At 54.4% G+C, this 21518-nt stretch carries 25 protein-coding genes and 2 pseudogenes; 23 read left to right on the forward strand and 4 right to left on the reverse strand.

Annotation, left to right across the window (positions count from 1 at the left end; translation table 11 throughout):
• From I656_RS0114825 to I656_RS12440, 5 genes and pseudogenes are all read left to right on the forward strand, one after another.
• On the forward strand, nt 1-818 hold an 818-nt coding region (locus tag I656_RS0114825; RefSeq protein WP_033004831.1), incomplete at its 5' end, for a helix-turn-helix domain-containing protein.
• Entirely contained in the window at nt 806-2329 is a 1524-nt protein-coding gene (locus I656_RS12455; RefSeq protein ID WP_020754061.1) for an ATP-dependent DNA helicase RecQ, read from the forward strand. The genes I656_RS0114825 and I656_RS12455, both read left to right, overlap by 13 nt.
• Nucleotides 2313-2901: pseudogene (locus I656_RS12450) on the forward strand (lysostaphin resistance A-like protein). The gene I656_RS12455 and the pseudogene I656_RS12450 overlap by 17 nt, the downstream one beginning before the upstream one ends.
• A gap of 4 nt (nt 2902-2905) precedes the next feature.
• Nucleotides 2906-3412: a LysM peptidoglycan-binding domain-containing protein gene (locus tag I656_RS12445; RefSeq protein ID WP_033004833.1), complete on the forward strand. Its 507-nt coding sequence runs from the start codon at nt 2906-2908 to the stop codon at nt 3410-3412.
• Nucleotides 3413-3521: 109 nt separating this feature from the next.
• On the forward strand, nt 3522-3968 hold the full coding sequence (locus I656_RS12440) for a YpbF family protein (protein ID WP_020754064.1): 447 nt from the start codon (nt 3522-3524) through the stop codon (nt 3966-3968).
• Nucleotides 3969-3996: 28 nt separating this feature from the next.
• Here the strand turns inward: I656_RS12440 and I656_RS12435 are convergent, their stop codons facing one another.
• Genes I656_RS12435 through I656_RS12425 form a run of 3 tightly spaced genes read right to left on the reverse strand, consistent with a single transcriptional unit; the run spans nt 3997 to nt 5087 of the window.
• Complete coding sequence (locus tag I656_RS12435) at nt 3997-4566, reverse strand: manganese catalase family protein (protein WP_020754065.1); 570 nt, start codon at nt 4564-4566, stop codon at nt 3997-3999.
• A gap of 33 nt (nt 4567-4599) precedes the next feature.
• Nucleotides 4600-4860: a spore coat protein CotJB gene (locus tag I656_RS12430; protein WP_012820739.1), complete on the reverse strand. Its 261-nt coding sequence runs from the start codon at nt 4858-4860 to the stop codon at nt 4600-4602.
• Nucleotides 4857-5087: a spore coat associated protein CotJA gene (locus I656_RS12425; protein ID WP_012820740.1), complete on the reverse strand. Its 231-nt coding sequence runs from the start codon at nt 5085-5087 to the stop codon at nt 4857-4859. Before I656_RS12425 ends, I656_RS12430 begins: the two co-directional genes overlap by 4 nt.
• Nucleotides 5088-5194: 107 nt before the next feature.
• Between I656_RS12425 and I656_RS12420 the strand changes: the two genes are divergently transcribed.
• The 14 genes and pseudogenes from I656_RS12420 to rpsA all read left to right on the forward strand — a co-directional run bounded on the left by I656_RS12420 (nt 5195) and on the right by rpsA (nt 17720).
• Nucleotides 5195-5587, forward strand: a complete 393-nt coding sequence (locus I656_RS12420) for a hypothetical protein (RefSeq protein WP_033004836.1) — start codon at nt 5195-5197, stop codon at nt 5585-5587.
• Between the two features lie 189 nt (nt 5588-5776).
• The gene (locus tag I656_RS12415) at nt 5777-6403 is read left to right on the forward strand and encodes a metallophosphoesterase (RefSeq protein WP_020754068.1); all 627 of its coding nucleotides are present in this window, start codon (nt 5777-5779) and stop codon (nt 6401-6403) included.
• A gap of 87 nt (nt 6404-6490) precedes the next feature.
• A complete protein-coding gene (locus tag I656_RS12410; RefSeq protein WP_033004838.1) occupies nt 6491-7081 on the forward strand; it encodes a genetic competence negative regulator in 591 nt (196 codons plus the stop codon).
• Between the two features lie 172 nt (nt 7082-7253).
• Nucleotides 7254-8525, forward strand: coding sequence for a Glu/Leu/Phe/Val dehydrogenase (locus I656_RS12405; protein WP_015375281.1), 1272 nt, complete (start codon nt 7254-7256; stop codon nt 8523-8525).
• Nucleotides 8526-8614: 89 nt separating this feature from the next.
• Nucleotides 8615-9607 carry a YpdA family putative bacillithiol disulfide reductase gene (locus tag I656_RS12400; RefSeq protein ID WP_015375280.1) on the forward strand — a complete coding sequence of 331 codons (993 nt, stop codon included), beginning with the start codon at nt 8615-8617 and terminating at the stop codon, nt 9605-9607.
• 370 nt (nt 9608-9977) lie between these two features.
• On the forward strand, nt 9978-10949 hold the full coding sequence (locus I656_RS12395; protein ID WP_012820743.1) for an asparaginase: 972 nt from the start codon (nt 9978-9980) through the stop codon (nt 10947-10949).
• 88 nt (nt 10950-11037) lie between these two features.
• On the forward strand, nt 11038-11715 hold the full coding sequence (prsW, locus tag I656_RS0114830; protein ID WP_015375279.1) for a glutamic-type intramembrane protease PrsW: 678 nt from the start codon (nt 11038-11040) through the stop codon (nt 11713-11715).
• Nucleotides 11716-11806: 91 nt separating this feature from the next.
• The gene (gene sleB / locus I656_RS12390; protein ID WP_015375278.1) at nt 11807-12601 is read left to right on the forward strand and encodes a spore cortex-lytic enzyme; all 795 of its coding nucleotides are present in this window, start codon (nt 11807-11809) and stop codon (nt 12599-12601) included.
• A gap of 15 nt (nt 12602-12616) precedes the next feature.
• On the forward strand, nt 12617-13960 hold the full coding sequence (gene ypeB, locus I656_RS12385) for a germination protein YpeB (protein ID WP_020754075.1): 1344 nt from the start codon (nt 12617-12619) through the stop codon (nt 13958-13960).
• Nucleotides 13961-14114: 154 nt separating this feature from the next.
• Nucleotides 14115-14783 (forward strand): flagellar brake protein, encoded by a 669-nt coding sequence (locus I656_RS12380; RefSeq protein WP_013144878.1) that lies wholly within the window; start codon nt 14115-14117, stop codon nt 14781-14783.
• 52 nt (nt 14784-14835) lie between these two features.
• Nucleotides 14836-15015, forward strand: coding sequence for a YpfB family protein (locus tag I656_RS12375; RefSeq protein ID WP_020754079.1), 180 nt, complete (start codon nt 14836-14838; stop codon nt 15013-15015).
• A gap of 98 nt (nt 15016-15113) precedes the next feature.
• Nucleotides 15114-15788, forward strand: coding sequence for a (d)CMP kinase (gene cmk / locus I656_RS12370; RefSeq protein ID WP_033004840.1), 675 nt, complete (start codon nt 15114-15116; stop codon nt 15786-15788).
• Nucleotides 15785-16377, forward strand: a pseudogene (locus I656_RS12365) (lysophospholipid acyltransferase family protein). The gene cmk and the pseudogene I656_RS12365 overlap by 4 nt, the downstream one beginning before the upstream one ends.
• 179 nt (nt 16378-16556) lie before the next feature.
• A complete protein-coding gene (rpsA, locus tag I656_RS12360) occupies nt 16557-17720 on the forward strand; it encodes a 30S ribosomal protein S1 (protein ID WP_020754082.1) in 1164 nt (387 codons plus the stop codon).
• A 177-nt stretch (nt 17721-17897) separates the two neighbouring features.
• Here rpsA and I656_RS17645 read toward each other — a convergent pair whose 3' ends face one another.
• The gene (locus I656_RS17645; RefSeq protein WP_013144883.1) at nt 17898-18032 is read right to left on the reverse strand and encodes a YpzI family protein; all 135 of its coding nucleotides are present in this window, start codon (nt 18030-18032) and stop codon (nt 17898-17900) included.
• Nucleotides 18033-18157: 125 nt separating this feature from the next.
• Here I656_RS17645 and I656_RS12355 point away from each other — a divergent pair, with 125 nt between their 5' ends.
• The 4 genes from I656_RS12355 (at nt 18158) to der (ending at nt 21347) form a co-directional block, all read left to right on the forward strand.
• On the forward strand, nt 18158-18754 hold the full coding sequence (locus I656_RS12355; RefSeq protein WP_033004841.1) for a hypothetical protein: 597 nt from the start codon (nt 18158-18160) through the stop codon (nt 18752-18754).
• A complete protein-coding gene (locus tag I656_RS12350; RefSeq protein WP_020754085.1) occupies nt 18751-19653 on the forward strand; it encodes a YIEGIA family protein in 903 nt (300 codons plus the stop codon). The genes I656_RS12355 and I656_RS12350 overlap by 4 nt, the downstream gene beginning before the upstream one ends.
• The gene (locus I656_RS12345) at nt 19643-19828 is read left to right on the forward strand and encodes a capping complex subunit for YIEGIA (protein ID WP_020754086.1); all 186 of its coding nucleotides are present in this window, start codon (nt 19643-19645) and stop codon (nt 19826-19828) included. The genes I656_RS12350 and I656_RS12345 overlap by 11 nt, the downstream gene beginning before the upstream one ends.
• 208 nt (nt 19829-20036) lie before the next feature.
• Nucleotides 20037-21347: a ribosome biogenesis GTPase Der gene (gene der, locus I656_RS12340; RefSeq protein WP_013144887.1), complete on the forward strand. Its 1311-nt coding sequence runs from the start codon at nt 20037-20039 to the stop codon at nt 21345-21347.
• The last annotated feature ends 171 nt before the right edge of the window (nt 21348-21518 follow it).

The raw sequence follows: 21518 nt of genomic DNA on the forward strand, positions 1-21518 counted from the left end.
CCGTCCATGACCGGACATATATATTGACGGAAAAAGGGCGGCATTGGCTCGATGAACAGGCGGCATGGTTCCCCCGCTATGTGAACGGCTGGCGCTACCATGAGATCGAGCCGCTTTTTTGGCAGCGGCTGTCGCTCATTGGGCAGACGCTGTCCAACCTCTCCCATGGACAGCGTTTTATCCCCATTTGCCGCGACGAGCGGACGCTGTTATGGGTGAAGCAGTATTTGCTGGACAAGAGATCGCGCCAAACGTTGGCGCGGGCGCTTTATGACGAGCTCACCCGGCTGCTTGCGGCTGTTTCTGAAGAAGCGGCGACGGTGTTTGTGCTCCGGTTGACAAGCGCCCGCCGCATCGGCTGGACGGCGGAGCAAATTGCCGCTTGGCTGCAAAAAGATGTGCTGTATGTGCAGTTTCAGTTTCGCAACGTGCTTCATTATATGATGGCTGAAGCCGAAGCCGGGCGCGCCCCGGTGATGGCCGAGCTGATGGCCGGGCTGGCGCCGGTGCAGCTGACGCAATCGGCGCAAAAAACGTACGAATGGCTGCAAAAAGGAAAGACGATCGACGAAATCGCCGCCCTTCGGCGCTTGAAAAAAAGTACAATCGAGGATCATGTCGTCGAGTTGGCCGCCAATGTGCCCGATTTTTCGATCGCCCCGTTTGTCGCCGCTGAAAGGGCGGCGGCGATCCAGGCCGCGGCGCGGGCGCTCGGGACGCGCAAGCTGAAGCGTATTCGCGAGGCGCTTGGCGGAATAGCGAGTTATTTTGAAATTCGGCTCGTGTTGGCAAAGGAAGTGGGACGTTGGATGAATTAACGAAAACATTGCATGAGCGGTTCGGGCACGCGTCGTTTCGGCCCGGACAGCGCGATGTGATCGAAGACGTGCTCAGCGGGCGCGATGTGCTGGCGATGCTGCCGACTGGAAGCGGCAAATCGCTTTGCTATCAGCTGCCGGCGTATTTCCTCCCGGGGAGCGTGCTCATTGTCTCGCCGCTCGTCTCCTTAATGGAAGATCAAGTCGAGCAGCTGCGCCGGCGCGGTGAAAAGCGCGTTGTCGCGTTCCATAGTTTGCTTGATGCGGAAGAAAAATGGCACGCCCTCACCTCGCTTCCAGATTTTCGCTTTATTTATGCCTCACCGGAAATGCTGCAATCTGAAACGTTTTTGGCGGCGCTCCGGCGCGTGCGTGTTTCGTTGTTTGTCGTCGATGAGGCGCATTGCATTTCACAGTGGGGTTATGATTTTCGCCCGGACTTTTTGAAGCTCGGAGCGGTCCGCCATGCGCTCGGTTCGCCGCCGTGTCTGGCGCTGACGGCGACGGCTACGCCGGAAGTGCAGGAGGACATCATCCGCACGCTCGGGATGGAGCGGGCGCGTCGCCATATTTATTCCGTCGACCGCCCGAACATCGCCTTGGCGGTGGAACGTTGCTTATCGGTTGAGGACAAAGCTGCGCGCTTGGCCGAATGCGCGAAACGGCTCCGAGGACCGGGGATCGTGTACTTTTCAAGCCGGCAGTGGGCTGAAGAAATGGCGCGCCGGCTGGCGCAAAACGGGGCGGGGCGGGTCGCCTATTACCACGCCGGCATGGATGGGGAACAACGGCTGCTTGTGCAGCAACAGTTTTTATATGACGAGCTCGACATTGTTTGTTGCACAAGCGCGTTCGGCATGGGGGTGGACAAAGGAAACGTCCGTTTTGTGCTTCACTTTCATATGCCGGCCCAGCTTGAGGCGTATGTGCAGGAAATCGGGCGCGCCGGGCGTGACGGGGCGCCAAGCCTTGCTGTATTGTTTTACGCGGACGGCGACCGGGCGATCGCCCAGGCGGTCGCCGAAGCGGAGCTTCCCGACTCGGCTGCGCTCCGCGAGTGGTGCCGGCGGCTGCCGGAAGACGCCGTCCGTGGCGGATGGCGCGCTGCGGTTGATGCCGGCGGATTTACGGACATACAAAAACGGCTGTTGGCGTACTTTTTAGAATGGGGACAAACAGCGGCGCCCGAACAGCTGACGGCCGCGGCGAAGGAGCGGCTGTATGAACGGATGGCCGCTGCCATCGAGGCGCGGCGGCGTTGGAAGCGGAAAAAATTGCGCGAAATGGAGGAATGGGTGCACGCCTTTTCATGCCGGCGCGCGGCGATTGTCCGCGCGTTCGGGGAGGAGCCGGCGGACAAACCAGATGCTTGCTGCGACAACTGCGGCCTGGAGACGGACCGTTTCATGACGGACGGCCGCCGTCCCGAGGCGGCGCCCGTCCGGCCTTGGCGCGAGGAGCTATGGCATATGTTTTTCGGCGGGAGGCGGCACGATGAGGCGGCAAAGTGAACAAATCAAACAGATGACAGACCGCGAAGTGCTCATCCATCTTTATATTACGCAAGGGTTGCTGCTGCTTTTGGCCGGCGGCAGCTCGCTGTTTTTATTTGCTCGGGAGGAGTGGCGTCGGCTTTGGCAGTTTGAGTTGCGCGATGTGCTCGTGTACGGAGCCGGCGGGGCGGCGTTCGTGCTCGCTGCCGAGTTTTTGGCGATGCGCTATTTGCCGGACGACTGGCATGATGACGGCGGCGTCAATGAAAAAATATTCCGCGGCCGCTCGATTCCGCATCTCTTTTTTTTTATGCGCATTCATCGCGGTGACAGAAGAATGGCTGTTTCGCGGCATTGTGCAGACGCATTGGGGGCTCTGGGCGGCAAGCGCCATTTTTGCCGTGCTGCACGTCCGTTATTTGGAAAAATGGTTTTTGTTTATGGTCGTCGTGCTGCTCAGTCTCTTTCTCGGCGTCCTTTACGAACAGACTGACAGCTTATGGGCCGCCATCACCGCTCACTTTTTGATCGATTTTGTGCTTGCTTTACATGTGCGGCTCAAACGGGGGGCAGAGGAAGAAAGGGAGTGAAGCGATGGAAGAAGCATCGGGGCGCCTGGCGCGGAAAAAACGTCCACCGTCAAGCACGGGGGCGCCGCCATCGCGCCTAAAACGGCGGCGGCAAAAAGAGGAGCAAAAACGAAAATACATTCCCGCCCGTTTGCTCGCGTTTTTGTTTTTCACGCTGCCGGCTGCGGTGACGGCTGTTTACTATGCCCAGTCAAAGCCTGGAACGGTCACAGTCGTCCGCCATGAGGAAAGCGGCAGCCGGGAGACGGTGCGCATTATTCAAGAAGATGGCGCGAAGGCGGAACGAACATCAGAGCCGAAGCGCGCCGCGGGTGACGAGGCAAAAAGCGAATCCGACGCGCAGACCATCACCCATGTGGTGGCGGCGAACGAAACGCTTTATAGCATTGCGATGAAATATTACGGCACGCCTACCGCCATGGAGATCATCAAAAAAGAAAACGGCTTGTCAACGAGCCGGCTCGAGCCGGGGCAAACGCTGCGCATTCCACTCCCCGCTCAGACGGAATAAGCGGTTGCGCCCGCCGGCCGAAAAAATGGCCGCGCGCGTTCCCCTTTGTTCTAATCTGTCTGTTGCCCGCATATGATGGACAATAGAATACGGACAAGGGGAGAGCGCCATGACCCGGTTTCCGGATGAATTTTCCCTCGATGAAGTGACAAAAGAAATGTTGCTTGCCGTCATTGAAAAAAAGAAAAAATGGGAGCGGCTTGAAAAGCGGTCGACGCTTTTGCAGGCGGCCGCGTTGGCCGGCTTGGCCGCGTTCCTTCTTTATATCATTGCCAACGCTGCAGCGATCACGGCGTGGAGCGAACGATTCGCCTGGTTTTTTGCCGCCCCGGCCCACATTTTCATCTTGCTCCTGTTATGCACGGTGTATTGGCTGGCTGTTTATTATAAAGGAAAAAGTGAAAAGGCGGAAGACGACTTTCATGCCCTCCGCTGCGAAATTATCCAGAAAAGCATCGATTTATGGAAAAATGAAGAACAATGGAATGGGCGCCACCGGCTGTTTGAATGGCTGAAGCGGGAGTACGACATCAACCTATATTATGAAAACAGCTGAATGGAGGGTCCATCCAGCTGTGTTTTGTTTAGAATATTTTTTTCTGGCTGCGCTCTTCTTTCAAAATTTCCACTGCTTCGCGGAATCGTTGCGCATGGATGATTTCCCGCTCGCGCAAAAAGCGGAGCCCATCGTTTAAATCCGGATCGTCGCTCATGTTGATGATCCATTGGTAGGTGGCGCGCGCTTTCTCTTCAGCGGCGATGTCTTCGTACAAGTCGGTGATAGGGTCGCCTTTTGCTTGAATATACGTCGCCGTAAACGGGTTGCCGGCGGCGTTATGGTAAAAGAGGGCGCGTTCATGATCGACGTAATGAGGCTCAAGGCCGGCTTCTTTCAGCTGCTCCGGTGTCGCGTCTTTCGTCAGTTTGTACACCATTGTCGCGATCATTTCCAAATGAGCGAGTTCTTCGGTGCCGATGTCGTTAAGCAGCCCGATCACTTTCGGGGGCAGCGTATAACGTTGGTTTAAGTAACGGAGCGCAGCAGCGAGCTCCCCGTCCGCTCCGCCGTACTGTTCGATCAAATATTTTGCCAGCCTCGGGTTGCACGTGCTGACGCGGACCGGGTACTGCAATTTTTTTTCATAAATCCACATGATCCGTTCCTCCTTGCGCTCGTGATGGATCAGCTACACTTGCCAAGGCCACGGCGTGTCGTCCCAATTCCACGGGTAGTTCGAATAGCTATGGCCGAACTGCTCAAGCGGGCCGTAGGCGGCTTCAAACTGTTTTTTCAGCTGCTTCCGCTTTTGCGCGAGTTGGTTAAATTGTTGAATCGCCTGGTAATCGGTTGGATGGGTGTCTAAATAAAGCGTGAGCTCAACGAGGGCAAAGTCGACAGCCTGCAGCTCCTCGAGCTGCTCATAATACTCCTTTGGCATTTGTTTCATGAGCCATCACCTTTTGTCTTCGTTTCGTAAGGGCTGTAATACGGGTCGTAAAACACTTGCCAAAGCGTTCCTTTCATTAATGCTTCGCGAAGCGGAAATTGCGGCAAGTTTGGCGGCTGGAATCCGACGTACAAGTTCGGCGCGGTGACGTACGTTTTGACACGGATCGGCGGGCACGGGTCAAACGGGCTGATGTACGGCTCATATTGTTTGCGGGTCGTAAACATAAAACCCCCCCTTTTTTGGCAAAGTTCAGTCTATATGTATGATGGAGCCATGTCGTTCATGCCTGTTTGCCATGACGAATAATGAGGATCGGGTTAAGGAGGAAACCATGGGCCGTCTATCGATGACCGCCATGGCCGCTATTTTGTGCACGTATTTGTTTTTTCGCTGGCTGCCGCCGCTTGAGCCGTTCTCGCTGGAGCGATTTTTGACCGATTTGCTGTTTGCCCCACTGCGGACATGGCTTGCGCTCGTTTGCTTTTGGTTCGGGGCGGCTGCCAACGGGGCGCTCATCCGCGCGGTAGTCGGCGGGACGGTGCGCCTGTTGTCCGGCCGGCGGCTCCGCTTAGGCCAATGGTTGTTCAGCTTGGCGGCGCTCGGCCATTTTTATTGGGCGTTTCGGTTTCATTGGCGGTTGGCGGCGCTTTTTTTCGTTTTTTCCTTTTTTTATGGTATGATGACGATGAGAGACCGCCGGTTGACGAAAGATGACCGGCTTTAGCAGGAGGAAGTATGGTCATCGGGGGAATGATCACGAGTTTTCTTGTTTTGCTTGGTTATATGTGGAAAGAAGCGCACAGCAACCGGGTCCGTCATGTGACGCTGTCATTTCCTCATTTTCCCGACCATTGCCCGCCGCTTACAATTTTTTTTTATTTCTGATATTCATCGGCGGGTCGTTTCGTTTCGCATGCTTGAGGAAGTGAGGAGAAAGGCTCACCTCGTCGTGATTGGCGGGGACTTAGTTGAAAAAGGGGTGCCGGAAGCGCGCGTCCGCGAAAATGTGCGCCGGTTGCAAGCGGTCGCTCCCGTTTATTTTGTCTGGGGAAACAATGATGACGAGGTCGACTACGATCTTCAATCATTGCTCGAGGAAGAGCGCGTCCATATGCTCAAAAACAAAGCGAAAGTATGGGAGCACGGCGGTGTGCCGGTCGCGCTCATCGGCGTCGGCGACGTAAGCCGGAAGGAGGCGGATATCGATCGGGCGCTTGAACACGTTCCGCCTCAATCATTTCGTATATTAGCCTGCCATAACCCAGCGATCGTCGCTCGCCTAAGAGAGGAGCAGCACATTTCACTCGTGCTGAGCGGCCATACGCATGGAGGACAAATTCGCTTCTTTTCCATTGGGTTTTATGAAAAAGGAGGGCTCAAATGGCAGGGCAGCACGGCGGTGTTGACGAGTAACGGCTACGGGACGACCGGGGTGCCGCTTCGCCTCGGAGCGCCGGCAGAGACTCATCTCATCACGATTGTGCCCGGAAAACCGACACTCGAGAAAAAATGCTTGTCTAAAACGGGGAAAACGATGTAAACTCATTAATAACAACAAACGAACCAATTGCCGATTGCGTCATACAATAACGGTAAGAGATGGCTCTGTAGGTAAGGAGGGGTGCCGATGCGTCTTGAGCGCTTGACCCACAACAAAATTAAAATTTTCTTGACGTTTGACGATTTGCTGGACCGCGGGTTGACGAAAGACGATTTGTGGAAGGACACGTTTAAAGTCCATCAGCTGTTCCGCGACATGATCGAGGAAGCGAGCGAAGAGCTCGGCTTTGAAGTGAACGGATCGATCGCGGTCGAAGTCTACTCTTTACCGGCACAGGGCATGGTCGTTATCGTCACGAATGAAGGCGACTACGACGACATCGAAGAAGAATTCGCCGACGACTATATCGAAATGCAAGTAACGCTCGATGAGAGCGATGACATATTTTACGAATTCCAAACGTTCGAAGATGTCATCCAGCTCGCTCATCGCCTGCATGCGGTCGGCTGCCTCGACGGCACGCTTTATTCGTACCAAGGCCGCTTTTACTTGCACGTCGCCGAGGAACCGCCGATTCCGCTCGACAACTTTGTCGCCTTGCTGGCCGAGTTTGGCAACCCGGCCACGATAACGATACACCGTGTGCAAGAATATGGGAAACAGTTGATCGAACGGCGCGCCATTGCGCAGCTCGTTCACTATTTCCGGGCCAACTAGGGCGCAGCCAAGACTCCTTTATATGGACAAGGAGTCTATTTTTTCGCGCGAAAGGCTTCCATAAAGCGGTTCGCGCGTTTCATCATTTTTCCTTTGCAGATGCCGACAGAAGGTGTATACTATGACATGGAAGGCGACAAACTATTACAGCGAGCTTATAGGAGGTTTACGTATGGCAGCCGATAAGCATACGGAAGAGAAGGGGCAACAATACGACGTGCTGGCGTCGACACAAATTGTTATACATAGAGCGTTGGAAAAGCTCGGCTATCCGGAAGAGGTGTATGAGCTCTTGAAAGAGCCGATCCGCGTGCTGACCGTTCGCATTCCGGTGCGCATGGACGACGGATCGGTGAAAATTTTTACCGGCTACCGGGCGCAGCATAACGATGCGGTCGGTCCGACGAAAGGCGGCGTGCGTTTCCATCCTGATGTGACGGAACGAGAAGTGAAAGCGCTGTCGATTTGGATGAGCTTAAAGTGCGGCATCGTTGACTTGCCATACGGCGGCGGCAAAGGCGGCATCGTCTGCGACCCGCGCACGATGTCGTTCCGCGAGCTTGAGCGGCTAAGCCGCGGTTATGTGCGAGCCATCAGCCAAATCGTCGGACCGACAAAAGACATTCCGGCGCCGGATGTGTTTACGAACTCGCAAATTATGGCGTGGATGATGGATGAGTACAGCCGAATTCGCGAGTTTGATTCGCCAGGGTTTATCACCGGGAAGCCGCTTGTCCTCGGCGGTTCGCACGGCCGGGAAACGGCGACGGCCAAAGGAGTGACCATTTGCATCCGCGAGGCGGCGAAAAAACGCGGCTTGTCGCTCAAGGGGGCGCGCGTCGTCGTTCAAGGGTTCGGCAACGCCGGCAGCTATTTGGCCAAATTTATGCACGACGCCGGGGCGAAAGTCGTCGGCATTTCCGATGTGTACGGCGCGCTGTACGACCCGAACGGGCTCGACATCGACTATTTGCTTGAACGGCGCGACAGCTTTGGCACGGTGACGAAGCTGTTTAAAAATACGATTTCGAATCAAGAGCTGCTTGAGCTTGATTGCGATATTTTGGTGCCGGCGGCCATCGAAAACCAAATTACGGCCGAAAACGCTCCGCGCATTAAGGCGAGCATCGTCGTCGAGGCGGCGAACGGGCCGACGACGCTTGAGGCGACGGAAATTTTGACGCAGCGCGGCATTTTGCTCGTTCCGGACGTGCTTGCAAGCGCTGGGGGCGTGACGGTGTCGTACTTCGAATGGGTGCAAAACAACCAAGGTTACTATTGGACGGAAGAAGAAGTGGAACAGCGGCTTGAAAAAGTGATGGTCAAAGCGTTCAACAACGTGTATGAAATGGCGCAGACGCGCCGCGTCGACATGCGCCTTGCCGCCTACATGGTCGGCGTCCGCAAAATGGCGGAAGCGTGCCGGTTCCGCGGCTGGGTGTGAGGCGAGCAAGCAGTGATATTTGCAAGCTTTGGTGAAATCCCCTATCATAAGATAGGGGATTTTTTGCTTCATGCGAGGTGGCAAAAACGATGAAAGAGGAGAAAATCATTATTGTCGGCGGCGGTCCGTGCGGGCTGGCGGCGGCGATTGCTTTGCAAGACGCCGGATTTTCGCCGCTGGTGATCGAGAAAGGAAACATCGTCCATTCGATTTATCGGTTTCCGACGCATCAGACGTTTTTCAGCACGAGCGACCGGCTCGAGATCGGCGGGGTGCCGTTTATTACGGAAAACCGGAAGCCGACGAGAAACCAGGCGCTTGCGTATTATCGTGAAGTCGTTGTCCGCAAACAGCTTCGCATCAATACGTTCGAAGAAGTGAAAGCTATTAAGCGCCAGGAAGACGGGACGTTTCTCGTTGAAACCTCAAAAGCGCTATATCGGGCCCGATACGTGGTCGTGGCCACCGGCTATTACGACCATCCGAACTATATGAACGTGCCGGGGGAAGAGCTGCCGAAAGTGATGCATTACTTTAAAGAAGCGCATCCGTACTTCAACACCGACTGCGTTGTCATCGGCGGCAAAAACTCGAGCGTCGACGCGGCGATGGAGCTCGTCAAAGCTGGGGCGCGCGTGACGGTCCTCTACCGGGGCGGGGAATATTCCAAAAGCATTAAGCCGTGGATTTTGCCGGAATTTGATGCCCTTGTGAAAAAAGGCGTCATTCGCATGGAGTTTCATGCCCATGTGAAAGAGATCACGGAAGATGCGGTCATTTACGAAGTGAACGGGGAGACGAAAACGATCAAAAATGATTTCGTGTTCGCCATGACCGGCTACCATCCGGACCATCGCTTCTTGATGAACATCGGGGTGCAGATCGACCCGGAAAGCGGCCGGCCGCATTATGATCCGGAGACGATGGAAACAAACGTGCCGGGGGTGTTTATCGCCGGGGTGATCGCCGCTGGCAACGATGCGAATGAAATTTTTATCGAAAACGGCCGCTTCCATGGAGACGCTATTGCCGCCTGCATCGCCAAGCGCGAACGGGAGGGGTCAGCCAAGCAGCTGCAGTAGCGCTTCTTGGCCAATACATCGACTGGGCATATGACGGCATGCCCTCCTCGAACAATGAACGCTTTGCGGGCAAATGACATTTGCCCGCCGGCGTTCTTGTTCGAGGGAAGAGACAGAAAAGCTTGTGTTCAGCCATATCATTCTTTGGCTCTTCACCAAAAGTTGTACTTGATTTTTTCTGAACATACCCTATTTACGCTTGTGAGGGAAAATCAACAAATCCGTGATTTTGGCACATCTTTGTGCAGGAAACCGCATTGCTTGTCAAGTACATGTTGTGGTGAAGAGCCCATTCTTTGTTTTTTAGTAAAATAATGGATCATCAACACTCGTGTCATGATGCGAAAGCGAGAAAGCGAGGGTGGCTTGCGTGACGAAACGGAAAGTGGTGCTCCTGACAACCGGCGGCACGATTGCGAGCAAGCGAAACGAACGTTCCGGCCGCCTGCGGGCTGGGGCGCTAAGCGGTGAAGAACTCGCGGCGATGTGCCATTTGCCGAAAGAAATTGAAATCATCGTGGAAAGCGTATTTCAATTGCCAAGCATGCATTTGACGTTTTCGCATTGGCTTGAGCTGAAAAAACGGATTGAGGCGCATTTCACCGATCCATCCGTTGATGGCATCGTCGTCACTCACGGAACCGATGCGCTCGAAGAAACGGCCTATTTCCTTGATTTGACGATCGATGACCCGCGGACGATCGTCGTCACCGGTTCGCAGCGGGCGCCGTCTGATTTGGGCAGCGATGTGTACATCAACATCCGCCATGCCATTTACGCCGCGTGCGCCGAGCCGTTGCGTGGGGCGGGGACGGTCGTTGTGTTCAATGAACGCATTTTTGCCGCGAAATACGTGAAAAAAGAACACGCCTCGAACATTCAAGGATTCAACGCTTTCGGCTTCGGCTATTTAGGCATCATTGACAACGATGAGGTGTACGTGTACCAAAAGCCGATCCGACGCGAATATTACAAGCTTGTGCGCCCGCTTCCGCCGGTGGACATTGTGAAATGCTACTTGGAGGCGGACGGCAAGTTCATTAAAGCGGCTCGAGAAAGCGGCGTCGCTGGCATTGTGCTCGAAGGGGTCGGCCGCGGGCAAGTGGCGCCAAAAATGGTCGATGAAATCGTCAAAGCCATCGAAGCGGGGATCAAAGTCGTGGTGACGACGAGCGCCGAGGAAGGGGCGGTGTATACAACGTACGATTACCCCGGCAGCGCCTACGATTTGCATAAGAAAGGGGTTATTCTTGGCAGCGACTATGACGCGAAAAAAGCGCGCATCAAGCTCGCTGTCGCTCTTGCTGCCGACGCCGCCGTTGATGGCTTGTTCGCTTATTAGGCAACAAGCGGCCCAGCAATTCCTCTTTTTTTCTCCCCTGTTTCGTGGTACGATGAAGGTAAAAATGCCAAAGAAACGGGGATCGAGGATGTTTTCGTTGATTTCCGCCGGCGTCGCCCCCGGGGTGGCGCTGCTTAGTTATTTTTATTTAAAGGACGAGTATGAAGCTGAGCCGCTTTCGTTTGTGTTGCGCATGTTTTTGTTCGGCGTCTTGCTTGTGTTTCCGATCATGTTCATCCAATACGTGCTGTCGGCAGAAGGGATCGTCGCGTCGCCGGCAGCCGAGGCGTTTCTTTCCGCTGCGCTCCTTGAGGAGTTTGTCAAATGGTTTGTCGTTTATTTTTTTGTGTATGACCACGACGAATTTGACGAGCCGTATGACGGCATTGTGTACAGCGCCAGCGTCTCGCTTGGATTCGCGACGCTGGAAAACATTTTGTACTTGTTGGCCAACGGAGTGGAGACGGCCATTGCCCGGGCGCTTTTGCCGGTGTCCAGTCATGCGCTCTTTTCCGTCATCATGGGGTTTTATTTCGGCAAGGCGAAGTTTGCCGTAAAAAAGCGCCGCTATTATTTATGGGCGTCGTTTTTGTTGCCGTTTTTCCTTCATGGCGTCTATGACTGGCTGCTGCTCGCCAAAGAGCGTTGGGGCTATTACATGGGTTTGTTTATGCTCGCCTTATGGTGGGCGGCGTTGCGCAAAGTAAAACAAGCGAAAGGATACGCCCGCCCTCAAGCGGTGCCGCCTGTGAAAAGCCAAGCGTAAAAGCTTTGGCTTTTTTCTTTTTTTCGCATAAAAAAGGGAAACGGAAGGAAAATAGGGGTAAAAACGGTGATTGTTGACGGGAGGTTCACATATGGCAAGAAAATGGGTTCTATTCATCGCATTGGCTGTTTGGACATGCATTTACCCATCAGGCCATGCTTTCGCGTTTTCCCCGCAAGTGATTCAGCGTGGAGCAGTTGGCGATGATGTCATTGAACTGCAGGCGCGGCTGCAATACCTTGGGTTTTACAACGGCAAAATTGACGGCGTGTTTGGCTGGCGAACGTATTGGGCGCTGCGCAATTTCCAATACGAATACGGCTTGCCGGTCGATGGACTAGCCGGATCGGAGACGAAACGGAAGCTTGTGAACGCTTCAAAATATTACGAGCAGTTTGTGAAAGAGCAAATCCGCCAAGGAAACGATTTCACCCATTACGGCGGCATTCCGCTCAGCCAGCAGGTGAAAAAACGCGGCGGAGGCGGCGGGCGAACGGTGAAAACGACAGCATCCAATGTGCCGAAAGGGTTTTCGCAAAACGACATTCGGCTCATGGCGAACGCTGTCTACGGCGAGGCGCGCGGCGAGCCGTACATCGGGCAAGTGGCGGTTGCCGCCGTTATTTTAAATCGGCTGGAGCATCCGTCGTTTCCGGATACGGTCGCTGGGGTGATTTTTCAGCCCGGCGCGTTTACCGCGGTCGCCGATGGGCAAATTTGGCTGACGCCGAATGAAACGGCGAAAAAAGCGGTGTTGGATGCGATCAACGGCTGGGACCCGACCGGCGGAGCGATTTACTACTTTAACCCAGCCACGGCGACGAGCGCTTGGATTTGGAGCCGCCCGCAAATCAAGCGGATTGGAAACCATATTTTTTGCAAATAAAAGGAGGGAGACGAGATGGTGCGAAACTTACTGATTGCAGCGCTTGTCGTCGCTGTCGTCGGCACTGGTTACTGGGGCTACCGGGAGCATCAGGAAAAAAACGCGATCTTAATTCATGCGGAAAACAATTACCAGCGCGCGTTCCACGATTTGGCCTACCAGATCGATTTGCTGCATGACAAGCTTGGAGCGACGCTGGCAATGAATTCGCACGCCTCATTATCGCCGGCGCTCGCCGAAGTGTGGGAAATCGCGTCTGAAGCCCATTCTGATGTCGGCCAACTGCCGCTGTCTCTTTTGCCGTTTAACAAGACGCAAGAGTTTTTATCGAAAATCGGCGAGTTCAGCTACCGGACGGCCGTGCGCGATTTGGAAAAAGAACCATTGACGAAAGAAGAGTATAAGACGCTCGAGGCGCTGTACAAAAGCGCTGGCGCGATCCGCCAAGAATTGCGCAACGTGCAGCATTTAGTGCTGGAAAACAATTTGCGCTGGATGGACGTCGAACTGGCGCTGGCGACGAACGACGAAAAAGGCGACAACATCATTATTGACGGCTTGAAAGCAGTGGAGAAAAATGTTGATACATTCTCAAGTTCGTCCGAGTTCGGCCCGTCGTTCATCGGCCTCGCCAATGAGGAAAAAGGCTTTGTCCGCGCGAAAGGGCGCCCGATTTCCAAAGACGAGGCGAAACGGATCGCCCGCGAGTTTCTCGGCTTAAAAGGAACAGAGAAAATCAAGGTGACGGACAGCGGCAATGGGGCGGATGAGCGTTTTTACAGTTTAACGATTCACGATCCGAAAACAAAGGGCGACATTTATATGGATGTGACGAAAAACGGCGGATATCCGATTTGGGCGTTAAACAGCCGGCCAATCGGCAAGCCGAAGATCAGCTTGCATGAGGCGGCCAACCGTGGGATGGCGTTTTTGCGACGGCATCAATTCACCGGCTTTGAATTGTACGACAGCACGCAATACGATAATGTCGCCGTGCTGACATTTGTCAAAAGCGAAAACGGCGTCCGCATTTACCCGGAAGCGATCCAAATGAAAGTGGCGCTTGACAACGGCCATGTCGTCGGCTTTACGGCGCGCGACTATTTGTCATCGTCCATTCCGCGTCCGTTGCCCAAACCGACGCTCACCGTCGAGGCGGTGAAGAAAAAGGTAAACCCACATTTGAAAGTGATGGAAGAGCGCCAGGCGGTCATTATGAACGATTTGCAAAAACCGGTGCTTTGCTATGAGTTTTTAGGAACGCTTGGCGATGAAACGTATCAACTGTTCATTAACGCCGCAACCGGCCTTGAAGAAAAAGTCGAGAAGCTTGAAAGCGTGGAGCCGAATTACAGATGAAAACAAAGGGAGGAAAAGCTGGGGCTGTCGGCTTTTCCTCTTTTTTTGGTCAAAGGCAGCCGGACGGTATGGTATAATCGTCATGGGACATCATGCGGGTCAGCGAAACGATCGCCGGTTCGGCAGCTGACTGAAAAGGGGAAAAGGAACCATGATGATCAAAATCGGAGATTCGATCCGGCTTGAGCCGTCGGACGGCTCAGCGCGGCAATACCGAAGCAAAGCGCTCGCCGTTGCTGACGGGGCGGTTCATATCAGCTATCCGATCGATGAACAGAGTGGAAAAACCGTTTATTTGTTGAACGGGATGCAGTTTAAAGCGACTTTTGTCGGGCAAGACGGCGGTTTATACATGTTTGATACCGAAGTGAAGGGAAAAATCCGCGATCCGTTGCCGATGGTCGTCTTGGCTTACCCGGGCGAGGAATACGTCGTGCGCATCCAGCGCCGCCGTTATGTGCGGGTGAAAGCGAATGTCGATGCGGCCGTCCATCCGTCTGACAGCGAGTTCGCTCCGTTTGTGACGATGACGGTGGATATCAGCGCCGGCGGCGCCGCCCTCCTTGTGCCGCCGGCGCACGCTCCGCTTCTTCGCCCCGGCATGGCGGTCGAGCTTTGGCTCGTGTTGGCGATGCGCTCCGGCGAATACCATTACGTGCAAACGAAGGCGTCGATTGTGCGCATGGCTGATGACGAGCGCGGCATGGCGAAAATGTCGGTGGAGTTCACAGACCTCGCCCCCCAAGACCGCGTCCGGCTCATTCGCTACAGCTTTGAACGGCAGCTTGAGGAGAGAAAATGGGAGAACGAACAGAATAAATGAGCTGGGCGCGTGGAATACTGCTAGAAAAAATGGGAAGCAGGAGGCTTGCGCCATGAAACGGATCGAACAGCTGTTGTGGAAGCTTGTCGTCATCCAGGCGATTTGTTTGCTAGTCGCCCAATGGCTTGTGTTGTACACGAAAGCGCCCTTGTATATCGGCAAGGTGTACGAATACGAAGGGGTAGCCAAGCCGGAAAAAACGAAAACAGTTGAAACGGCCGTCGACCGTTGACGGCGGATATGGTACAATGAACATGGAAACATGCAGGGTTTTCCTGCATTTTTCTTTGTGCACTCATCAAGCGATTTTCGGTAAAGCAGGAGGAAATGATGAAACGACGAATCAGCATCGCGATCGACGGACCCGCCGCGGCGGGAAAAAGCACGGTCGCCAAACGGATCGCTAGGCGGCTTTCCTACGTATACATCGATACCGGCGCCATGTATCGCGCGCTGACGTACCGGGCGCTTGCATGCGGCGTCGACATCCATGATGAGCAGGCGCTCCTGTCGCTGCTTCGCGATACATCGATTGAGTTGAAACCGTCGCCGCATGGACAGATCGTCCTAGTCAATGGCGACGATGTGACCGACATCATCCGCGGTGAGGCGGTGACGAATGCGGTGTCGCTTGTCGCGAAGCATCCGCTTGTGCGCGAGGAGATGGTCGCCCGCCAACGCGCCTTGGCGGAAGGGGGCGGCGTCGTCATGGACGGGCGCGATATCGGAACCCATGTGCTGCCGAACGCCGAAGTGAAAATTTTCCTGAAAGCGTCGGTCGAGGAGCGGGCGCGGCGCCGGCATGAGGAAAATCTTGCGCGCGGCTTTCCATCCGATCTTGAAAAGCTGAAAGAAGAGATCGCCCGCCGCGACCGGCTCGATTCGGAACGGGAGACAGCGCCGCTTCGCAAGGCGCCGGATGCGGTGGAAATCGATACGACATCGCTGTCGGTTGAGGAAGTGGTGGAGCGGATTATGGAGATTGTCAACGAAAGGATTGGATGACGGTGGACTTTTATTCATTCGCCAAGGGGATCGTCAAGGGAGTGCTCACCCCTTTTTACCGCATTCAAACGATCGGGATTGAACAATTTCCAAAGGAAGGCGGCGTGCTTCTTTGCGCCAACCATATCAGCAACCTAGATCCGCCGGTCATCGGCATTACGGCGCCGCGGCCGATTCGGTTTATGGCGAAAGAAGAGCTGTTTCGTGCTCCGGTCGTGAAAACGCTCGTCAAAAGCTTGCATGCCTTTCCGGTCAAGCGCGGCATGAACGACCGCCAGGCGCTGCGCACGGGGCTTGAGGTGCTGAAGCAAGGCGAAGTGCTCGGCATTTTTCCGGAAGGGACGCGCAGCAAAGACGGCCGGCTGAAAAAGGCGCTGCCCGGCGTTGGCTTTTTCGCTTTGCGCACCGATGCCGCCGTTGTCCCGTGCGCCATTGTCGGCCCGTACCGTCCGTTTGTGCCGCTTAAGGTTGTGTACGGAGCGCCGGTCGATATGGCGCCGCTGCGCGCGCGGAAAGCGAGCCAGAAGAAGCGGCCGATTACATTATGGATCATATCCGCCGGCTGCTGGAAGAGCATCAGCGGGCATGAAAGGAACAGGCTGTTTGAGGCATCCCTTCCGCCGCCTCAATGAGCATTATAGTACATGTTGATTGAGAAAATATGGTATACTAACTAGAAAAGCGTCCTTATTTTGCCGACAGCCGGCCGCGGCCTCGGCGCGAGGCGCGCTTTTGACAGTTGTCAGTCGATGAAGGAGGGTTTTTGCGATGACAGAAGAGATGAATGTGCAAGTCAATGTGTATGAAGTGGGCGATATCGTCCGCGGCAAAGTGGTGAAGCTTGAGGACAAGCAAGTGCTGGTCGAGGTGGAAAACAGCAAGCAAAGCGGCATCATTCCGATCAGCGAGCTGTCGAACTTGCATATTGAAAAACCGAGCGATGCCGTCGCTGTCGGCGATGAAGTGACGGCCAAAGTCAAAAAAGTGGAAGAAGGAAAAGACGGGGAAGAAGGGTTGCTCATTTTATCGAAAAGAGCGGTGGACGCCGAGCGGGCGTGGGAAGATCTTGAGCGCAAATTTGCAAGCGGCGAAACATTTGAAACAGTCATTAAAGACATCGTCAAAGGCGGTCTTGTCGCCGATGTCGGAGTGCGCGGCTTCATCCCGGCGTCGCTTGTCGAGCCGCATTACGTCGAAGATTTTTCCGATTATAAAGGAAAAACGCTCTCCGTGAAAGTCGTCGAGCTTGACCGCGAGAAAAACCGCGTCATTTTGTCGCATCGGGCGGTCGTTGAGGAAGAACAAGCGCGGCAGCAAAAAGAACTGCTCTCCCGCCTTGAGCCGGGGCAAGTGTTGGATGGCGTCGTCCGCCGCATTGCCGATTTCGGCGTCTTTGTCGATGTCGGCGGGTTTGATGGGCTCGTACATATTTCCCAGCTTTCCCATACGCGCGTCGCTCATCCGTCGGAAGTGGTGAAAGAAGGCGATGTGGTGAAAGTGAAAGTGTTGGCCGTCGATCCGGAGAACGGGCGCCTGTCGCTGTCGATCAAAGAAGCGCTGCCGGGCCCATGGGAAGGCCTCAGCGAAAAAGTGAAACCGGGTGATGTCGTCACCGGGACGGTGAAACGGCTCGCTTCGTTCGGCGCGTTTGTGGAAGTCTTCCCAGGCGTCGAAGGATTGGTGCATGTTTCGCAAATCGCCAACCGCCGCATCGGCTCGCCGCATGAAGTGCTGAAAGAAGGCGACGTGGTGAAGGCGAAAGTGCTCGACGTCAACGAAGCGGATCACCGCCTTTCCCTCAGCATCCGCGCGCTGCTTGAGGAAGAGGCGGCCGCGCCGGCCGAGGATTACAGCCAATACACAAGAACGTCGGAAACGCGCGGCTTTCAGCTCGGCGAAGTGATTGGCGAGCAGCTGAAAAAATTAAAGTAATGCAGAGCCGCAAGATCAACTAGCTGGCAAAACAAAGCGAAAGCTCCCTTCTGTCCGATGGCTTGAGCCATCTGGACGGAGGGAGCTTTTTTGCTTGATTCATTGCAACGGAATTGTGCGGCTGTTGCTCGCATCGGGACAAGGGCGGCCGCAAGGGAAGAGAAGGACCGCTTTTTCTTAATGGCGGTTCCGTTCCCGCGCTTCCTCCGGCGTGTCGAGCCGAGCCGCTCCTTTATAGGAGAGGGACTGATCCCGATCTGACTCGACGCGCCGCGATTGCTTCAGCTTTTTTTCCTGTCGATCTTTTCCCATTTCGCCATGGCTCCTTTCTGCTTCGGTACAGCGATCATTTTTACTATGAACGAATGCTGTTTTTTCTATACAGGAATGAACGTTCATAAAAGATGACATAATGAACATAATAAGGAGTGGAAAAGATGGAAGGAGCTTATTTTTATTTCTTTTTTTGGGCGTTATGGATTGCAGCGACATTTTTGATGAAAAAGACCGTCGAGCGGACGAAGCTGGCTGCATTTTCGCTTTTCATGATCAGTTCGGCCTCGATGACGGTGAAGATCAGTCCCATTCATATGGCGGCGTCCTTTTTTGTGCTTTTTTTCTTCTCTTGTTACGCGGCGGTCACACAGCGGCCATGCGGATGGCTGCGGATGGCGCTGTCAGCGTCCGGCTTGGCGTTTGCCTATGCCGCTTTTCGTCTGCTTGCCTTGTTTGATCCGGTCTGGATTTGGCTTGATGGCCAATGGATGCTTGGCTGGTGGATGGCCTTGATCAGCAGTCTGTTCCACCGCCGCATATCCGCCCGCCTTCTTTGTCTGGCGCTCGGCGGCTGTCAAGGGGAAGTGGTGTACGCCATGTCTATCTTGCGCATGGCGCCGGGTTATGTGCTTGGGTCGTTTTCCTTTTTGGATGCGCTCGCCATTAGCGCATCATCTTTGCTCGTTTGGGAATCGATCCGCTTCTTCTCGCTGCAGCTTGAGGAAAAACGGCCTGTAAGGAGGACGAGGCAGCCGTGAACGAATACACGTTTCCGATTTTATACGGTGTTGCCGCTGGGGTGTTGACGCGGCTTTATTTGTTGCGCACCGATTACCGGCAATATCCGACGTATTTGCACGGTCGGACGATCCATATCGCCTTAGGGGCCATTGCCGCCGGCCTGGGAACGGTCGCCGTGCCGGCGATTATGGAAAAAGAGTTCGCAGCGATCACGTTTTTGGCCTTGGCCGCCTCACAATTTCGCGACGTACGCAATATGGAGCGCAATACGTTGAACGAGTTGGATCAGTATGAGCTGGTGCCGAGAGGAAAAACATACATCGAAGGCATCGCGATTGTGTTTGAAGGGCGGAACTATTTAGTCATTTTCGTCTCCTTTTTATCGACGCTCTTTTATTTAGTATGGGACATTTGGGCCGCGCTTGCCGCCAGTATCATCGGCCTTATGACGGCGCGGCGGTTTATGAGCGGAAGCCGGCTGAAAGACATTGCCGAGGTCCAATATGTCAAGCCGCATTTTGAAGGGGCAGGGCTGTATGTTGACAACATCTATATCATGAACATCGGCTTGCCGGCGCGGCGCGAAGAAATTTTGCGCTATGGAATGGGGTTTATTTTAACGCCGAAAAATTTCAACGCCCGCACGACGATCGCCAATCTTGGGCAGCGGCAGGCGATTTTGCATGATGTATCGACCGCCCTCGGCATTTACCGCGACTCGGGAACGCCGGCGCTCGTGCCGCTCGCCAAGCGCGATTTGAATGACGGACGCGTCGGCATTTTTATTTTGCCGCAAGTCGAGGATGTCGAGAAGGCGAAGGCTGTCATCGAAAACGTGCCGGTGCTTGAGAGCGCCATCCGCATGCCGAAGAAACGGCGTTGGAAGCGGAAGGGGTGGAGCGGCGATGACGCATGAAAAAATAATTTTGGCCGTCATTACGATGAACGGCGGGCGCGTCGCCGGCGGTGCGCCGATCTTTATTTGCCAAACGAAAGAGGAAATGGAACAGATCGCCGCGAATTTAGAGGCGATTTTGGATGGCATCGCCCATGAATTGAGCGAGGGGCTTCTTATTATCGTCAAACATTAGTTGTTGAGCGTTTCGCTTTTTGATAAAATAAAGCAGTTGTAGCCTACCCTGGTTCATCGCTAAAAGATGCACTTGATTGGCAAAAAGTCATTTCCTTCCTAGCCTCGCAGTCAAGTGCCCTTGGCGTTGATGGACCGATGCCCTTCCGAAAAGGGCGTTTTTTTTCAGCGACAAAGGTAAGGAGAAAACGAAGATAAAGGGTGGTAGCATGGCAAATCCAGTCGTGGCCATTGTCGGCCGTCCAAATGTAGGAAAATCGACGATTTTCAACCGCATTGTCGGGGAACGCATTTCCATCGTCGAAGACGTGCCTGGAGTGACGCGCGACCGCATTTACAGCCGAGCCGAATGGCTGAACCATTCGTTTTATTTGATCGATACCGGCGGCATTGACATTGGCGACGAGCCGCTGCTTGTGCAAATTCGCCAGCAGGCGGAAATCGCCATCGATGAGGCGGATGTCATCATCTTTATGACGAACGGCCGGGACGGTGTGACTGCGGCTGATGAAGAGGTGGCCAAGCTGCTCCGCCGGTCGAATAAGCCGGTTGTGCTCGCGGTGAACAAAATCGACAATCCGGAAATGCGTGATTTGATTTACGACTTTTACGCTCTGGGCTTTGGGGAGCCGTATCCGATTTCCGGAGCTCATGGGACAGGGCTTGGCGATTTGCTTGATGCTGTTGTCCGTCATTTTCCAAAGGGCGGTGGACAAGAGTATGAAGAAGACGTCATTAAGTTTTGCCTCATTGGCCGGCCGAATGTCGGCAAATCGTCGCTTGTCAACGCCATTTTAGGTGAGGAGCGGGTCATCGTCAGCGACATCGCCGGTACGACGAGGGACGCCGTCGACACCTCATTTGTGCGCGAAGGGCAGGAATATGTTATCATTGATACGGCAGGGATGCGCAAACGAGGAAAAATTTACGAAAGCACGGAAAAATATAGCGTCTTGCGCGCGTTAAGGGCCATTGAGCGCTCGGACGTCGTGCTTGTTGTGTTAAACGCTGAGGAAGGCATCATCGAGCAGGACAAAAAAATCGCCGGATACGCGCATGAAGCGGGTCGCGGTGTCATTTTGGTCGTCAATAAATGGGATGCGATTGAAAAGGACGACAAAACGATGGTCGAATTTGAGCGGAAGATTCGCGACCATTTTCCGTTTTTGGACTATGCGCCGATTTTGTTCGTATCGGCGAAAACGAAGCAGCGGCTGCATAAGCTCTTGCCGCTCGTCCGGCTTGTGAGCGACAATCATGCGATGCGCGTCCAGACAAATGTGCTCAATGAAGTCATCATGGATGCGGTGGCGATGAATCCGACGCCGACGCATAACGGGCGGCGTCTGAAAGTTTATTACATGACGCAAGTCGCCGTCAAACCGCCGACGTTTGTCGCGTTTGTCAACGACCCGGAACTGATGCATTTTTCATATGAACGGTTTTTGGAAAACCGCATCCGCGATGCATTCGGTTTTGAAGGCACGCCGATTAAAATCATCGCCCGCCCGCGGAAATAAGAAAAGCGGAGGCCGCGCGCCAAGCTCCCGAGGCAAAATGTTCTCCGCGCCGAGAAGTGCTTGCACTTCGAGGGCGGAGGTTATTTTGCGGAAGGGAGCTAGCGGCCGGAGCTAGACAGGAAGAAAAGCGGAGGCGAGCGGTTCGCCGCGACGGGCAAATGTTCTTCGCCT

The sequence above is a fragment of the Geobacillus sp. WSUCF1 genome, from assembly GCF_000422025.1.
GTDB classification, from domain to species: domain Bacteria; phylum Bacillota; class Bacilli; order Bacillales; family Anoxybacillaceae; genus Geobacillus; species Geobacillus zalihae.

What these genes read in the sequence shown, in the direction of transcription:
- I656_RS12445 (WP_033004833.1), top strand. Translation starts at nt 2,906, where the DNA reads ATGGAAGAAGCATCGGGGCGCCTGGCGCGGAAAAAACGTCCACCGTCA.
- I656_RS12440 (WP_020754064.1), top strand. Translation starts at nt 3,522, where the DNA reads ATGACCCGGTTTCCGGATGAATTTTCCCTCGATGAAGTGACAAAAGAA.
- I656_RS12435 (WP_020754065.1), bottom strand. Translation starts at nt 4,566, where the DNA reads ATGTGGATTTATGAAAAAAAATTGCAGTACCCGGTCCGCGTCAGCACG.
- I656_RS12430 (WP_012820739.1), bottom strand. Translation starts at nt 4,860, where the DNA reads ATGAAACAAATGCCAAAGGAGTATTATGAGCAGCTCGAGGAGCTGCAG.
- I656_RS12425 (WP_012820740.1), bottom strand. Translation starts at nt 5,087, where the DNA reads ATGTTTACGACCCGCAAACAATATGAGCCGTACATCAGCCCGTTTGAC.
- I656_RS12420 (WP_033004836.1), top strand. Translation starts at nt 5,195, where the DNA reads ATGGGCCGTCTATCGATGACCGCCATGGCCGCTATTTTGTGCACGTAT.
- I656_RS12415 (WP_020754068.1), top strand. Translation starts at nt 5,777, where the DNA reads ATGCTTGAGGAAGTGAGGAGAAAGGCTCACCTCGTCGTGATTGGCGGG.
- I656_RS12410 (WP_033004838.1), top strand. Translation starts at nt 6,491, where the DNA reads ATGCGTCTTGAGCGCTTGACCCACAACAAAATTAAAATTTTCTTGACG.
- I656_RS12405 (WP_015375281.1), top strand. Translation starts at nt 7,254, where the DNA reads ATGGCAGCCGATAAGCATACGGAAGAGAAGGGGCAACAATACGACGTG.
- I656_RS12400 (WP_015375280.1), top strand. Translation starts at nt 8,615, where the DNA reads ATGAAAGAGGAGAAAATCATTATTGTCGGCGGCGGTCCGTGCGGGCTG.
- prsW (WP_015375279.1), top strand. Translation starts at nt 11,038, where the DNA reads ATGTTTTCGTTGATTTCCGCCGGCGTCGCCCCCGGGGTGGCGCTGCTT.
- sleB (WP_015375278.1), top strand. Translation starts at nt 11,807, where the DNA reads ATGGCAAGAAAATGGGTTCTATTCATCGCATTGGCTGTTTGGACATGC.
- ypeB (WP_020754075.1), top strand. Translation starts at nt 12,617, where the DNA reads ATGGTGCGAAACTTACTGATTGCAGCGCTTGTCGTCGCTGTCGTCGGC.
- I656_RS12380 (WP_013144878.1), top strand. Translation starts at nt 14,115, where the DNA reads ATGATCAAAATCGGAGATTCGATCCGGCTTGAGCCGTCGGACGGCTCA.
- I656_RS12375 (WP_020754079.1), top strand. Translation starts at nt 14,836, where the DNA reads ATGAAACGGATCGAACAGCTGTTGTGGAAGCTTGTCGTCATCCAGGCG.
- cmk (WP_033004840.1), top strand. Translation starts at nt 15,114, where the DNA reads ATGAAACGACGAATCAGCATCGCGATCGACGGACCCGCCGCGGCGGGA.
- rpsA (WP_020754082.1), top strand. Translation starts at nt 16,557, where the DNA reads ATGACAGAAGAGATGAATGTGCAAGTCAATGTGTATGAAGTGGGCGAT.
- I656_RS17645 (WP_013144883.1), bottom strand. Translation starts at nt 18,032, where the DNA reads ATGGGAAAAGATCGACAGGAAAAAAAGCTGAAGCAATCGCGGCGCGTC.
- I656_RS12355 (WP_033004841.1), top strand. Translation starts at nt 18,158, where the DNA reads ATGGAAGGAGCTTATTTTTATTTCTTTTTTTGGGCGTTATGGATTGCA.
- I656_RS12345 (WP_020754086.1), top strand. Translation starts at nt 19,643, where the DNA reads ATGACGCATGAAAAAATAATTTTGGCCGTCATTACGATGAACGGCGGG.
- der (WP_013144887.1), top strand. Translation starts at nt 20,037, where the DNA reads ATGGCAAATCCAGTCGTGGCCATTGTCGGCCGTCCAAATGTAGGAAAA.